The organism is Kocuria salsicia, from assembly GCF_007681555.1.
Taxonomy (GTDB): domain Bacteria; phylum Actinomycetota; class Actinomycetes; order Actinomycetales; family Micrococcaceae; genus Kocuria; species Kocuria salsicia.
In genome coordinates this window covers 348902-362444 of the sequence record NZ_VELE01000002.1, presented here as the reverse complement: position 1 = coordinate 362444, position 13543 = coordinate 348902, and the positions used below count along the sequence as shown (strand labels likewise).

At 71.2% G+C, this 13543-nt stretch carries 9 protein-coding genes; 7 read left to right on the top strand and 2 right to left on the bottom strand.

Annotated elements, in window-relative coordinates; all coding sequences use genetic code 11:
* Positions 1-34 precede the first annotated feature (34 nt).
* Positions 35-2023, bottom strand: coding sequence for an ABC transporter ATP-binding protein (locus tag FS770_RS06380; RefSeq protein ID WP_145010657.1), 1989 nt, complete (start codon positions 2021-2023; stop codon positions 35-37).
* The gene (locus tag FS770_RS06375) at positions 2020-3768 is read right to left on the bottom strand and encodes an ABC transporter ATP-binding protein (protein WP_145010654.1); all 1749 of its coding nucleotides are present in this window, start codon (positions 3766-3768) and stop codon (positions 2020-2022) included. The genes FS770_RS06380 and FS770_RS06375 overlap by 4 nt, the downstream gene beginning before the upstream one ends.
* Positions 3769-4047: 279 nt before the next feature.
* Here FS770_RS06375 and FS770_RS06370 point away from each other — a divergent pair, with 279 nt between their 5' ends.
* The 7 genes from FS770_RS06370 to FS770_RS06340 all read left to right on the top strand — a co-directional run bounded on the left by FS770_RS06370 (position 4048) and on the right by FS770_RS06340 (position 13494).
* Entirely contained in the window at positions 4048-4839 is a 792-nt protein-coding gene (locus tag FS770_RS06370) for a DeoR/GlpR family DNA-binding transcription regulator (RefSeq protein ID WP_144942434.1), read from the top strand.
* Positions 4836-5948: a 1-phosphofructokinase family hexose kinase gene (locus tag FS770_RS06365; RefSeq protein WP_145010651.1), complete on the top strand. Its 1113-nt coding sequence runs from the start codon at positions 4836-4838 to the stop codon at positions 5946-5948. Before FS770_RS06370 ends, FS770_RS06365 begins: the two co-directional genes overlap by 4 nt.
* A gap of 42 nt (positions 5949-5990) precedes the next feature.
* Positions 5991-8213 carry a PTS fructose transporter subunit IIABC gene (locus tag FS770_RS06360; protein ID WP_145010648.1) on the top strand — a complete coding sequence of 741 codons (2223 nt, stop codon included), beginning with the start codon at positions 5991-5993 and terminating at the stop codon, positions 8211-8213.
* 5 nt (positions 8214-8218) lie between these two features.
* Positions 8219-9952 carry a phosphoenolpyruvate--protein phosphotransferase gene (ptsP, locus tag FS770_RS06355; protein WP_244944783.1) on the top strand — a complete coding sequence of 578 codons (1734 nt, stop codon included), beginning with the start codon at positions 8219-8221 and terminating at the stop codon, positions 9950-9952.
* 88 nt (positions 9953-10040) lie between these two features.
* A complete protein-coding gene (locus FS770_RS06350; RefSeq protein ID WP_055085040.1) occupies positions 10041-10322 on the top strand; it encodes an HPr family phosphocarrier protein in 282 nt (93 codons plus the stop codon).
* Between the two features lie 76 nt (positions 10323-10398).
* Entirely contained in the window at positions 10399-12321 is a 1923-nt protein-coding gene (locus tag FS770_RS06345; protein WP_145010645.1) for an FMN-binding glutamate synthase family protein, read from the top strand.
* Positions 12322-12411: 90 nt separating this feature from the next.
* The gene (locus FS770_RS06340; protein WP_094393539.1) at positions 12412-13494 is read left to right on the top strand and encodes a lipid II:glycine glycyltransferase FemX; all 1083 of its coding nucleotides are present in this window, start codon (positions 12412-12414) and stop codon (positions 13492-13494) included.
* Positions 13495-13543 lie beyond the last annotated feature (49 nt).

The window sequence follows — 13543 nt, the reverse complement described above, 5'->3', positions numbered from 1 at the left end:
TCACGTCCACGGTAGACGCGCTCGGCGGTGGTTGTCACTGCGCCGAGTCCTCAGCCGCTCCATCCGTGGAGCCCTCTGACGGCACCTCCGCCGCAGGCTCCGTCGCCTGCTCTGCGGACCCCTCCGCGAACTGGGCGCGGTAGAGCCGGGCGTAGGCGCCGTCGGCCGCGACCAGCTCCGCGTGCGATCCCTGCTCCACGATCCGCCCGGACTCCATGACCACGATGGTGTCCGCGTCCCGGATGGTCGAGAGACGGTGGGCGATGACGAACGAGGTGCGGTTCTCGCGCAGCGCGGCCATGGCCTTCTGCACGAGCAGCTCCGTGCGGGTGTCCACCGCGGAGGTCGCCTCGTCCAGGATGAGCAGCGAGGGCCGGGACAGGAACGCCCGTGCGATCGTGATGAGCTGCTTCTCACCGGCGGAGACCGAGGTCTCGTCCTCGGTGAGCACGGTGTCGTAGCCGTCCGGAAGCGCCCGCACGAAGCGGTCCACGTAGGTGGCCTTCGCGGCGGCCACGACCTGCTCGTCCGTGGCGTCCTGTCGGCCGAAGCGGATGTTCTCCATGATGGTCCCGGTGAACAGCCAGGCGTCCTGCAGGACCATGCCCACCTGGCGGCGGAGGTCGTCCCGCGCGAGGTCCCGGATGTCGATCCCGTCCAGCAGGATCCGCCCGCCGTCGATCTCGTAGAAGCGCAGCACCAGGTTCACGAGCGTGGTCTTGCCCGCCCCGGTGGGGCCCACGATGGCCACGGTGCGCCCGGGCTCCACGTGCAGGGAGAGGTCCTCGATCATGGGCGGTTCGCCCGCGGTGGCGGCGTCCTTGTCGTAGGAGAAGTCCACGTGCTCGAAGCGCACCTCTCCGCGCAGCCGCTCCGGCAGCCTGGCGGTGGGGGTCTCCGGCTCCTGCTCCGGCGCGTCCAGCAGCTCGAAGGTGCGCTCGGCGGACGCGATCCCGGACTGCAGCTGGGTGGCCATGCCGGCGATCTGGGAGAGGGGCTGGGTGAACTCGCGCGAGTACTGGATGAAGGCGGTGGCGTCCCCGAGCGTCAGCTGGCCGGAGGCCACGCGCAGCCCGCCCAGCACGGCGATGCCCACGTAGGACAGGTAGGAGATGAACTGCATGACGGGCATGATCGTGCCGGAGAGGAACTGGGCACCGAACGCCGCCCGGTAGAGGTCCTCGTTGCGCTCGTCGAACTGCGCCTGCATCTGGCGCTGCCGGCCGTAGGCGTGCACGAGCTCGTGGCCCGAGAAGGACTCCTCGATGTGCCCGTTGAGCACGCCCGTTGCCTTCCACTGCCCGGCGAAGAGCTTCTGGGAGCGGGAGCCGATCACCCCGGCGGCCACCGCCGACAGGGGCAGCGCGAGCAGGGCCACGAGCGCGAGCTGCCAGGAGACGGCGAACATCATGATCACGATGCCCAGCACGGTCAGCACGTTCTGGACGAGCTGCGCGAAGGTCTGCTGCAGGGCGGTCTGGATGTTGTCGATGTCGTTGGTCACGCGGGACATGACGTCCCCGCGCTGGCGCGTGTCGAAGTAGCTCAGGGGCAGGGCGTTGAGCTTGCGCTCGATCTCCGCGCGCAGGTCGTAGACCACGCGCATCACCACGCGGTTGAGCACGTAGCCCTGCAGCCACATCAGCGCGGAGGCCACGGTGTACATGGCGAGCACCAGCAGGATCAGGGCGCCCAGCCGTCCGAAGTCCACGCCCTGGCCGGGGATCAGCTCCATGGCGGAGACCATGTCCGCGTAGGTGTCCTGCCCCTGGGCGCGCAGCCCGGCCTCCACCTGCTGTTGGTCCGCGCCCGCGGGCAGGGAACGGGCGACGACGCCGGCGAAGATCACGTCCATGGCGCGCCCGAGCACGCGCGGGGCGAAGACTCCGAGCAGGACCGATCCGATCACCGCGGCCACCACCACGGCGAGGGCGGCGCGGTGCGGCGAGAGCAGCCCGAGCAGGCGGCGGGCCGAGGACCAGAAGTTCTGCGGCTTGGCGGCCGGCTGGGGGTTGTGGCTCACTGCGCGCCTCCGGTGGTCTGTTCGGCCGAGAGCTGGGACGTGACGATCTCCCGGTAGGTGGGGCTGTGCTCGAGGAGCTCCGCGTGGCTGCCGCGAGCCGTGATGCGGCCGTGCTCGAGCACCAGGATGAGGTCTGCGTCCGCGATGGTGGAGACCCGCTGGGCCACGGTGACCACGGTGGCGTCCCGGGTCACGGGCCGCAGGGCCGTGCGCAGGGCGGCGTCCGTGGTGACGTCGAGGGCGGAGAAGGAGTCGTCGAAGACGTACACGCGGGGGCGGGCCACGAGCGCACGGGCGATGCTCAGCCGCTGCCGCTGGCCGCCGGAGACGTTGGTGCCGCCCTGGGACACGGAGGAGTCCAGCCCGTGGGGCATCGCCCGGACGAAGTCCTCCGCCTGGGCGACCCGCAGCGCCTCCCACAGCTCCTCGTCCGAGGCGTCCTCCCGGCCGAAGCGCAGGTTCTCCGCCACGGTTCCCGAGAACAGGAAAGGCTTCTGGGGCACCAGCCCGATCCTCCCGGCGAGGTCCTGCGGGGCGTAGTCCGGCAGGGGGACGCCATCCAGCAGCACGCGGCCGGCCACGGGGTCCAGCAGCCGGGGGATCAGGCTCACGAGGGTGGTCTTGCCCGAGCCCGTGGCACCCACCACGGCCACGGTGGCCCCGGGCTCCGCCGCGAAGTCGATGTCCTCGAGCACAGGGGCCTCGGCGCCCGGGTAGCGGAAGCAGACGCCCTCGAAGCGCACCCTGCCGTGCGCGGGCGGCGCGACGGCCGGGTGCAGGGGCGGGTGGATGCTCGGCTCGGTGTCGAGCACCTCGCAGATGCGCTCCGCGCACACGATGGCGCGCGGGACCATCATGAACATGAAGGTGGCCATCATGACGGACATCAGGATCTGCAGCATGTACTGCAGGAAGGCCGTGAGGGCGCCCACCTGGATCTCGCCCTGGTCTACCCGGTGCCCGCCGAACCACAGCACGGCGGCGGTGGCGAGGTGCATGATCATGTTGACCACGGGGAACATCAGAACGAACAGCGCCCCGATGCGCAGCGAGATCTCCGTGAGGTCCTGGTTCGCGCGGCGGAAGCGCTCGGTCTCGAACGGCTCCTTCACGAACGCGCGGACCACCCGGATGCCGGTGATCTGCTCCCGCAGCACCCCGTTGATGCCGTCCAGGCGTTCCTGCATGGTGCGGAACCACGGCATGAGCTTGGCCATCAGCAACCCGAGCATCACACCCATCACGGGGATGGAGACCCACACGAGCCATGACAGCCCGGCGTCCTCGCGCAGGGCCATGACGATCCCGCCGATGCACATGATGGGCGCCATGATCATGAAGTTCAGCGACATCAGGGTGAGCATCTGGATCTGCTGGACGTCGTTGGTGTTGCGGGTGATCAGCGAGGGCGCCCCGAACTGGCCGACCTCGCGGGCGCTGAACTGCCCCACCCGGCGGTAGACGTCGCGGCGCAGGTCCCGGCCCACTGCCATGGCGGTGCGCGCACCGCACCACACCGCGATCACGGCGCTGACGATCTGGCCCAGGGCCACGGCCAGCATGAGGGCACCGGTGCGCCAGATGAAGTCCGTGTCACCGCGGGTGACGCCGTCGTCGATGATTCGGGCGTTGAGGCTCGGCAGGAAGAGGGTGGCCATGGTGGAGAGCAGCTGGAAGACCAGGACGCCCACGATCCACGGGAGGTAAGGGCGGGTGGAGGTGCGCAGAAGACGCAGCAGCTGCATGGCGGACGGTCCTGACGCTGGGCGCCGAGGGGCGCGGTGACTGGTGCGGCCAATATACGCGGGGTCGCCGACGCGCTCGGACCGCCCCGCTGGGGCCGGCACCACCGCGCTCCCGGGCCCGTGCCCGCGCCGTGACCCCTGCTTCCAGAAACCTTGGCCACCATCTCCCTTGCAACAATGCGGAAATGTGGGATGGGGGGTAGTAAAACCACATAAACAGACATAAGCTCACATCCACAGGGGGTGTCACCGCCGTCACTCCCCGTCCGTGAGGTGAAGATGTTCGCTGCAGAACGCCACGAGGAGATCGCCCGCACCGTGGCCCGGGAGCGCCGTGTCAACGGTGCCGAGCTGGCCAGACGGTTCGAGGTCACCATGGAGACCGTGCGCCGCGACCTCGCCGTGCTCGAGTCCCAGGGTCGGCTGCGCCGCGTGCACGGCGGAGCGGTGTCAGTGGACCAGTCCACGAGCGGGGAACAGGGGATGGACTCCCGGCAGCGCCAGGCCGCCGCGGAGAAGCGCAGCATTGCCCACAGGGCGCTGGAGGTTCTCGAACGGGCCGAGGCCGGGGCCGTGGTGCTGGACGCGGGAACCACCGTGGAGGCGCTCGCGGAGCTGCTGCTCGCCCGCGACAACCACCTGCCCGGCGGCCAGGAGCAGCTGGTCATCACCCACGCCCTGCACATCGCCGCCAAGCTCGCGGACGCCCCGGGGGTGGGACTCGAACTCGTGGGTGGTCGGATCCGCAAGCTCACGTGGGCCGCCACCGGATCCCGGGCCGCCCAGCACTACGACCAGCTGCGCCCGGACCTCGCCTTCGTGGGCTGCAACGGCGCCCACGCCCAGTTCGGACTCTCGACCCCGGACCCCATCGAGGCGGTGGTCAAGTCCGCGATCGTCCAGGCCGCCCGCCGCGTGGTGGTGCTGTGCGACGCCAGCAAGCAGGACCAGGAGACGCTCACCCGGTTCTGCTCACTCGAAGAGATCGACACGTTCATCACGGACCGGGCCCCGGTGGGGGACCTGGCCCAAGCCCTCGAAGACGCCGATGTGGAAGTGGTCCTCGCATGATCATCACCGTGACCCTCAACCCCTCCGTGGACCGCACGGTGGACCTCTCGCAGCCGCTGCGGCGCGGGGAGGTGCAGCGCGCCAGCGGCACCCGCCAGGACCCCGGTGGCAAGGGCGTGAACATCTCCCGCGCGCTCACTGCGAGTGGCGAGCAGACGGTCGCACTCGCACCGGGGGACGCTGCGGACCCCCTGTTCACGGGGCTCGACGCCGCCGGTGTGCGCTACGAGAACGTCCCCCTCGGCGCGCCCCTGCGCTCCAACATCACGATCACCGAGCCGGACGGGACCACCACCAAGATCAACGAGCCCGGGCCCCCGGTCGACCAGGACACCGTGGAGCGGATCGTCGAGCGCATCGTGGCCCGGGGTGCGGGCGCCTCCTGGCTCGTGTGCGCGGGGTCGGTGCCCCCGGGCCCGGCGCCGGACATCTACGCGGTTCTCGCCGCCCGGGTGAAGGGTGCGCTGGGAGCCGCGGCTCCGCTGCTGGCCCTGGACACCTCCGGCCAGCCCCTCTACGAGGCCCTCACGCCGGGGCTGCCCGTGCTGCCCGACGTCATCAAGCCCAACGGCTTCGAGCTCGCCGAGTCGCTCGGCCGCACCGACGGGGCGGTCTTCGAGAGCGATCCCCGGGCTGCCGCCGAGGCGGCGCAGGAACTCGTGGCCCGTGGCGTGGGCGCTGTGCTGTGCACCCTGGGCGGCAACGGCGCCGTGCTGGTGACGCCCGAGGGCGCCTGGCACGCCGTGCACGAACCCGTGACCGTGCGATCCACCGTGGGCGCGGGAGACAGCGCGCTGACGGGGTACCTCGTGGCCGCCCAGCGCGGTGACGTCCCCAGCGAGTGCCTGCGACAGGCCGTGGCCCACGGCTCCGCGGCGGCGTCGCTGCCCGGGACCCAGATGCCCACCATGGCGCAGACCAGGCCCGACGCCGTGCAGGTCACGGATCTCGGCCTGCCCCCCGTGGGGCGCGGCGGCGCGCACCCGGGAGCAGCCGACGACGCCGCGGCGTCGCCGTCGCGCACCGACCAGACCCCCGCGGGGCCCGACGCCGTCCTCGACCTTTCGGACGGGACCAGCGGCGCACGCCGCGCCGAGCCCCGGTCCTGACCACCCCAGCGCGCCCCACGGGACGCACCCAAGGAGCCCGACATGTCAGATCTCATCAACACCGGACTGGTCCTGCTGGACCGGGACCTGGGCGGATCCACGGACAGCGTGATCCGCGCACTGGCCGCCACCGTGCACGCCGAGGGGCGGGCGAAGGACACCGACTCCCTCGCCGCGGACGCGCTCGCGCGGGAGGCCAAGAACGCCACGGGCATCCCGGGCGGCATCGGCATCCCGCACTGCCGCTCGGAGGCGGTCACCCAGGCGACCCTCGTCATGGCGCGGCTTGCCCCCGCCGTGGACTTCGGGGCGAAGGACGGTCCCGCGGACATCGTCTTCTTCATCGCGGCCCCGGCCGGTGCGGACCAGGAGCACCTGAAGCTGCTCTCCAAGCTGGCCCGCTCGCTCATGAAAAAGCCCTTCGTGGCGTCGCTGCGCGCCGCGCAGTCCCCGCAGGAGATCGTGGACATCGTGGACCGGGCCCTCGGGCTGGCGCCCCCGGCCGACGACGCCGCCGCGGCCACCGCCGCGGGCACCTCCGGTGAGGGGGCCGCGGCCGCACAGGGCACGGGGGCACCGGCCGCCGCCGGCTCGACCGCCGCCGCAGCTGCGGGGACTCCCGCCACCGGAGCGGCCGGCATTAGTGCGGTCGGCAGCAACGCCGCCGGGACCAGCGGAGCAGGAACCTCGGCAGCTGGAACCGCCGCGGCCGGCACCGGGGCGGCCGCCGCGGAAACCGGGAAGGCGCCGGCCGGACCGCGCCACATCGTGGCCGTGACCGCGTGCCCCACCGGCATCGCGCACACCTACATGGCCGCGGACGCGCTGACCAACGCCGCCGAGGAGATGGGGGTGGACCTGCAGGTCGAGACCCAGGGCTCCTCGGGCGCCACGCGCCTGGACGCCGCGGTGATCGCGTCCGCCGAGGCCGTCATCTTCGCCACGGACGTGGACGTCCGTGAGCGCACCCGTTTCGCGGGGCTGCCGTACATCGCCTCCGCCGTGAAGCGGGGGATCGACGAGCCGCGGGAGATGATCGAGGAGGCCCTCGCGGCCGCGGACGACCCCCGCGCACCGAAGGTCACCGGTGACGGGACCGACGCCGCCGCGGCCGTGACGGGCAGCGAGGGCTGGGGCTCCCGCATCCGCAAGGCCGTGATGACGGGCGTGAGCTACATGATCCCGTTCGTGGCCGCGGGCGGTCTGCTCATGGCCATCGCGTTCATGATCGCGGACCCCGTGCTGGTGGCCCAGCAGGCGGACGACATCCTGGGGACCGCGACGCTGGGCAATCTCGGCGACGTGTCGCTGGGCATGTACCTCGGCGCCGTGCTGTTCAAGATCGGCAACCTGGCGATCAGTCTTCTGGTTCCCGCGCTCGCGGGCTACATCGCCTACGGGCTCGCGGACCGTCCGGGCATCGCTCCGGGCTTCGCCGCCGGTCTCGTGGCGAACTTCATGGGCGCGGGCTTCATCGGCGGCATCGTGGGCGGTCTGCTCGCGGGCCTGTGCGCGTACTGGCTGACCCTGCCCAAGCTCCCGCGCTGGCTCGGCTCGCTGATGCCCGTGGTGATCATCCCGCTGCTGGCCTCGCTGTTCGCGGGCGGACTGCTGTTCCTGGTGATCGGCGGGCCCATCGCGATGTTCATGACCTGGCTGACCTCCGTGCTCGCCGGGATGAGCGGCGCGTCCGCCGTGACGCTGGGTGCCGTCCTGGGCCTGATGATGTGCTCCGACCTGGGCGGTCCCATCAACAAGGTCGCCTACTCCTTCGCCGTGGCCGGCCTCGGTGCCGCGACTGCGACCAACACCGCCCCGCAGGAGATCATGGCCACCGTGATCGCCTCCGGCATGGTGCCCCCGCTGGGCCTGGCCCTGGCCTCGACCGTGCTGGGCCGCAAGTACTTCACGGCGGCCGAGCGCGAGAACGGCAAGACGTCGTGGCTGCTCGGCGCGTCCTTCATCTCCGAGGGTGCGATCCCGTTCGCCGCGGCGGACCCGCTGCGCGTGATCCCGGCATCCATGCTCGGCGGTGTGGTCACCGGTGCCATGACCATGGCGTTCGGAGTCACCTCGGCAGCCCCGCACGGCGGCATCTGGATCCTGCCCGTGATCGACGGCCGCCTCGCGTTCGTGGCGTCCATCCTGGTGGGCACCGTGATCACCGGCGTGGTGGTGACCGTCCTCAAGCGTTTCGGTCACGTGGAGAAGAGCGTGGGTGAGGTCCCGGGCGTCCCGCAGACCAAACAGACAGTGGAGGTGTGAGAACCATGAGCGAGCAGGACATGATGAACGAGCAGCCGCGGCGGGACACGCTGCACGGCGTGGGCGTCAGCCCGGGACGCGTCATCGCGCCCCTGGTGCACATGGCGCCCGCCGTGAGCGAGCCGCCGGAGGACGAGGCGCTGGAGGGGGACGCGGAGACCGCGGCTGACCGTCTCAAGGCCGCAGCGCTCGCCGTGAAGGCGGGGCTGAAGGAGCGCGCCGCGCGGGCCCGTTCCGAGTCCGCCGCGGAGGTGCTCAAGGCCACTGCGCTGATGGCAGGGGACAAGGCGCTCGTGAAGAACGCGAGCAAGCTCGTCACGGAGCAGCGGCTGAGCCCGGAGCGCGCGCTGTGGCAGGCCGCGACCGCGTACGCGGACCAGATGCGCGCCATGGGCGGCTACATGGCTGAGCGTGCCGCGGACATCGAGGACGTGCGGGCGCGCATCGTCGCCGAGCTGCGCGGTGAGGATGCCCCGGGGGTGCCGCAACGCCGTGAGCCGTTCGTGCTCACCGCCGAGGACCTCGCACCCGCGGACACCGCGGTGCTGGACCCGGACGTCGTCGTCGCGCTCGTCACCGCGTCCGGCGGCCCGCAGTCGCACACCGCCATCCTGGCCCGCAACCTGGGACTGCCGGCCGTGGTGGCGGTCGAGGGTGTGCTCGACGTCGCCGGGGAAGCGCCCGTCTTCGTGGACGGTGCCGCAGGGACCGTTGTCGTGGCCCCCGGGGAGACCGAGCAGGAGGCCGTGCGGGCGTGGCAGCGCGCGTCCGAGCAGCTGGCGTCCTTCGCCGGGCGCGGCGCGCTCTCGGACGGCACGGTGGTCCCGCTGCTCGCCAACGTGGGCACGGGCGACGACGCCCGGGCCGCCGCGGAGGCCGGTGCGGAGGGCGTGGGCCTGCTGCGCACCGAGTTCTGCTTCCTGGGCCGGGACAGCGAGCCCACCGTGGAGGAGCAGGCGGATGCGTACACCGAGGTCTTCGAGGCGTTCCCTGGGCGCAAGGTGGTCGTGCGCACGCTCGACGCAGGCGCGGACAAGCCCCTGCCGTTCCTCACGGACGCCACCGAGCCCAACCCCGCGCTGGGCGTGCGCGGCTACCGCACGGACTGGACCACCCCGGGCGTGCTGGAGCGCCAGCTCGAGGCGATCGCCGTCGCCAAGCAGCGCAGCACCGCGGACGTGTGGGTCATGGCTCCCATGATCGCGACCGTGGGGGAGGCAGCCCGCTTCCACGACCTCGTGGTCGCGGCGGGTCTGAAGGTCAGCGGCGTCATGGTGGAGACTCCCGCCGCCGCGATCACCGCGGAACAGATCCTGGAGCGCGTGGACTTCGTGTCGCTGGGGACCAACGACCTCACGCAGTACACGATGGCCGCGGACCGCATGCTCGGCTCCCTGGCCAATCTGAACTCCCCGTGGCAGCCTGCTGTGCTGCGGATGATCCAGGCCACCGCGCGAGGGGCTGCACAGGCCTCCGAGCGCGGCGCGGAGCACAAGAACGTGGGCGTGTGCGGCGAGGCTGCCGCAGACCCGGCGCTGGCCGTGGTCCTCGTGGGACTGGGGGCGGACACGCTGTCCATGAGCCCGCGGTCCCTTGCCGCGGTCTCCGCCGTCCTCGCCCGCGTGGACGCCGCTGAGGCCCGGCGGCTCGCGGAGCTTGCGCTGCACGCGACGAGTGCCCAGGAGGCGAAGGAGGCGGTGCGGGCCGAGCTGCCCGTGCTCGCGGACCTGGGACTGTGAACCCGCGCGGCGGCCCTCGCCCACAGCCGGGCAGCGCCGCCGCGCCACCCCGACCACCGAAGAACACCGAAGAACAAGGAGTACGACAATGACCGAACGCACCGCCACCGTGGCCTCCCGAGTGGGCCTGCACGCGCGCCCCGCCGCGATCTTCGCCGAGGCCGCAGGCGAGTACGAGAACCTCGAGATCACCATCCGCGCCGAGGGCGAGGACGCCGAAGAAGGCATGGACGCCGCGTCCGTGCTGTCCCTGATGTCCCTGGGCGCGTCCCACGGGGACAAGGTGGTGCTCGCCGCCGAGGGCGACGGCGCCGAGGCGGCCCTCGAGCACCTCGCCGGAATCATCGAGACGGACCTCGACGCCGAGTGAGCCGTCCCGCGGTGCGGACGCCGGGTCTCCTTCACGGAGGGCCCGGTGTCCGCCGTCTGCGGGTAGCCTGACCAGCATGGTTCGTTCTCTGATTCTGGTCGGTCTGGCAGCCGCCACCCTCGTCACGGTCCTCGCGGCCGTCCTCGGTCCCTGGGGGTGGTGGATCCCCGCCGTCGTGTGCCTCGCTCTGCTGCTCGTGGGGGTCCGCGACGCCACGCAGCGCCGGCACTCGATCCTGCGCAACTTCCCCGTGCTGGGGCACATGCGGTTCTTCCTCGAGAAGATCCGCCCCGAGATCCAGCAGTACTTCATCGAGCGCAACTACGACGGCAGGCCGTTCGACCGGGACCAGCGCTCCCTCGTCTACTCCCGCGCCAAGGGCTTCAAGGGGGACAAGGCGTTCGGCACGGAGCTTGACGTCAACGCCCCGGGCTACGAGTACTTCGTGCAGTCCATCGCCCCCAAACCCGCGCCGGAGGACGAGCACCGCGTGCGACTGGGCGGGCCGGACTGCCGCCTGCCCTACGACGCCTCCCTGCTCAACATCTCCTCCATGAGCTTCGGCTCCCTGTCCAAGAACGCGGTGCTCGCCATGAACAAGGGCGCCGCGAAGGGCAGGTTCGCGCAGGAGACGGGCGAGGGCGGGCTGACCGGGTACCACCTGGCGCACGACGCCGACATCTTCTGGGAGTTCGGCTCCGGGTACTTCGGCACGCGGGACGCAGACGGCAACTTCGACCCGGAGATCTTCCGCCGCAAGGCCACCCTGCCGCAGGTCAAGGCCATCAACATCAAGCTCTCCCAGGGCGCCAAGCCGGGGCTGGGCGGTGTGCTGCCCGGGGCCAAGGTGACCGAGGAGATCGCCGAGGCGCGCGGGGTGCCCGTGGGACAGACGTGCATCTCCCCGGCGAGCCACTCGGCGTTCACCACCCCGCGGGAGCTCATCCGTTTCATCGCCCGGCTGCGGGAGCTCTCGGACGGCAAGCCGATCGGCTTCAAGCTGTGCGTGGGCTCGCGCGTGGAGGTGCTGGCCATGTGCAAGGCCATGATCGAGGAGGGCGTGACCCCGGACTTCATCGTCGTGGACGGCTCCGAGGGCGGGACCGGTGCGGCGCCGCTGGAGTACCAGGACCACGTGGGCACCCCGCTCGTTGAGGGGCTCATCCTGATGCACAACGCGCTCGTGGGCTCGGGGCTGCGCGAGCGCATCAAGCTCGGCTGCGCGGGGAAGATCACCTCAGGGCACGACATCGTGCGCCACATCATCCAGGGCGCGGACTTCTGCATGAGTGCCCGCGCCATGATGATGGCCGTGGGCTGCATCCAAGCGCAGGCGTGCCACACCAACAAGTGCCCGGTGGGCGTCACCACGCAGAACCCGCAGCTCTACAAGGCGCTGGACGTCGAGGACAAGGGTGACCGCGTGGAGCGCTACCACCGCCTCACGGTGCAGGAGGCGGGGCAGATCATCTCCACCATGGGCTGCGAGCACCCGGAGGAGCTCACCCGCGAGATGCTGCGCCGCAAGGTCACCGCAACCCAGAGCATCTCCTACGAGTCGCTCTACCGCTGGCTGCAGCCGGGCGAGCTCTTCGACGGCGTGGAGGGTGGCTGGGGCGAGGACTGGCGCTACGCGGACCCGGACCGCTTCACCGCGGGTCACCCCGGCAAGTACGTGTTCAACGACCGCAGCCCCCTGGTTCCCGGTGGCGTGATCCCCGCGGTGGACCATGCTCCCGAGCGGGTCACGGCGGGTGGCGCGGCGGTCGGTGCCGAAAGCCACCACGACGACGCCGCGAGCACAGGCACACGGGCGGCGACACCGGCGTCGGGCGCGGGACAGGGCGACGAGGACACCACGACCGGCACGAGCAGACGCCCGGAGGGCCAGCCCGGCACCGAGGCTGGTGCGCAGCACACCACGCGGGACCCGTCGCCGGACGCGGAGCACGTGGACCCGGCGGAGGACTCCCGCACCCGGGACCCGGGGCTCGCCTGAGTCCGGGGGATACCATGTGAGGCGGCGGCGCCCCAGCGGTGCCCGCCCGACAACGTCAGAGCACGTCCGCGGTACAGGAGTGAGAGACCCTTGCGAGAATTCACGGCACGTTTTGCGACCGGCCAGGAAGTAGCCGAGTGGGACTCCCACGTCACCGCCAACCCCTCGGGCGGCAACCTGCTCCAGTCCGAGGCGTTCGCCGAGGTCAAGAAGGACCACGGCTGGAAGCCGGTGCACGTGGTGTACGAACCCACGGACGGCTCGCAGCCCAGCTACAACCTGGTGCTGGAGAAGTCCGTTCCTGTGCTCGGCAAGCTCTGGTACATGATCAAGGGCCCGGACGTGGCGAGCGTGGACGACATCCCCGGCATCGTCGCGGCCAACGAGCGCTTCGTGGCCGGTGCCGCCCACGGCGTGTTCGCCATCAAGTACGAGCCCGAGATCCTCGCCTCGGACTACGCCGCCGGGGTCTTGGCGCGCAGCGGACTCGTGAAGTCCTTCGAGATCCAGCCCAACGACTCCACCGCCGTGCTCGACACGGACATGGACGAGAAGGCCCTGCTGAAGTCCCTGCACTCGCGCGGGCGCAACGCCGTGCGCCGCGCCACCCGTGAGGGCTGCGAGGTGGAGCAGGTGCCGCTGACCGAGGAGAACATGCGGGCCATGTACGCCCTCATGGACTCCGTGGGCCAGGGCAACGCCAAGGTGAACCTGCGATCCTACGACTACTACAGGGCGTTCTGGACCGGCTTCGAGCGCCGCGGCCAGGGCCGGCTCTACTTCACGTACGAGGACGGCAGGCCCTCCGTGGGCGCGTACGTGATCGCCTACGGGAACAAGGGCACGTACAAGGACGGCGGCTCCAAGCCCCGCCGGAAGCAGTACGGCGACTCCCACCTGGTGCAGTGGAGCGCCATCACGGACCTGAAGCGGGACCACGGGATCGTGCAGTACGACTTCTGCGGCACTCCGCCCTCGGACCAGCTCAAGAACAAGGAGCACCACTACTACGGGCTCGGGCTGTTCAAGACGAGCTTCACGAAGACTGTCGTGGACTACGTAGGAGTTTGGGACCAGCCGCTCAGCCGGGCGAAATACGCTGTGTGGACCAGCGTGGCGGAGAAGGTCCAGCGCCAGCTCTGGGTGCGCCGCACCGGTCAGCCGTTCTACTGAGCCGGCCACCCACCTGAGCGGACACCCCGCCACCACGGCGCGCTCGCGG

Bases quoted from the DNA above. Each gene is read 5' to 3' on its own strand.
- FS770_RS06375 (WP_145010654.1), bottom strand. From the start codon at position 3,768: ATGCAGCTGCTGCGTCTTCTGCGCACCTCCACCCGCCCTTACCTCCCG.
- FS770_RS06370 (WP_144942434.1), top strand. From the start codon at position 4,048: ATGTTCGCTGCAGAACGCCACGAGGAGATCGCCCGCACCGTGGCCCGG.
- FS770_RS06365 (WP_145010651.1), top strand. From the start codon at position 4,836: ATGATCATCACCGTGACCCTCAACCCCTCCGTGGACCGCACGGTGGAC.
- FS770_RS06360 (WP_145010648.1), top strand. From the start codon at position 5,991: ATGTCAGATCTCATCAACACCGGACTGGTCCTGCTGGACCGGGACCTG.
- ptsP (WP_244944783.1), top strand. From the start codon at position 8,219: ATGAGCGAGCAGGACATGATGAACGAGCAGCCGCGGCGGGACACGCTG.
- FS770_RS06350 (WP_055085040.1), top strand. From the start codon at position 10,041: ATGACCGAACGCACCGCCACCGTGGCCTCCCGAGTGGGCCTGCACGCG.
- FS770_RS06345 (WP_145010645.1), top strand. From the start codon at position 10,399: ATGGTTCGTTCTCTGATTCTGGTCGGTCTGGCAGCCGCCACCCTCGTC.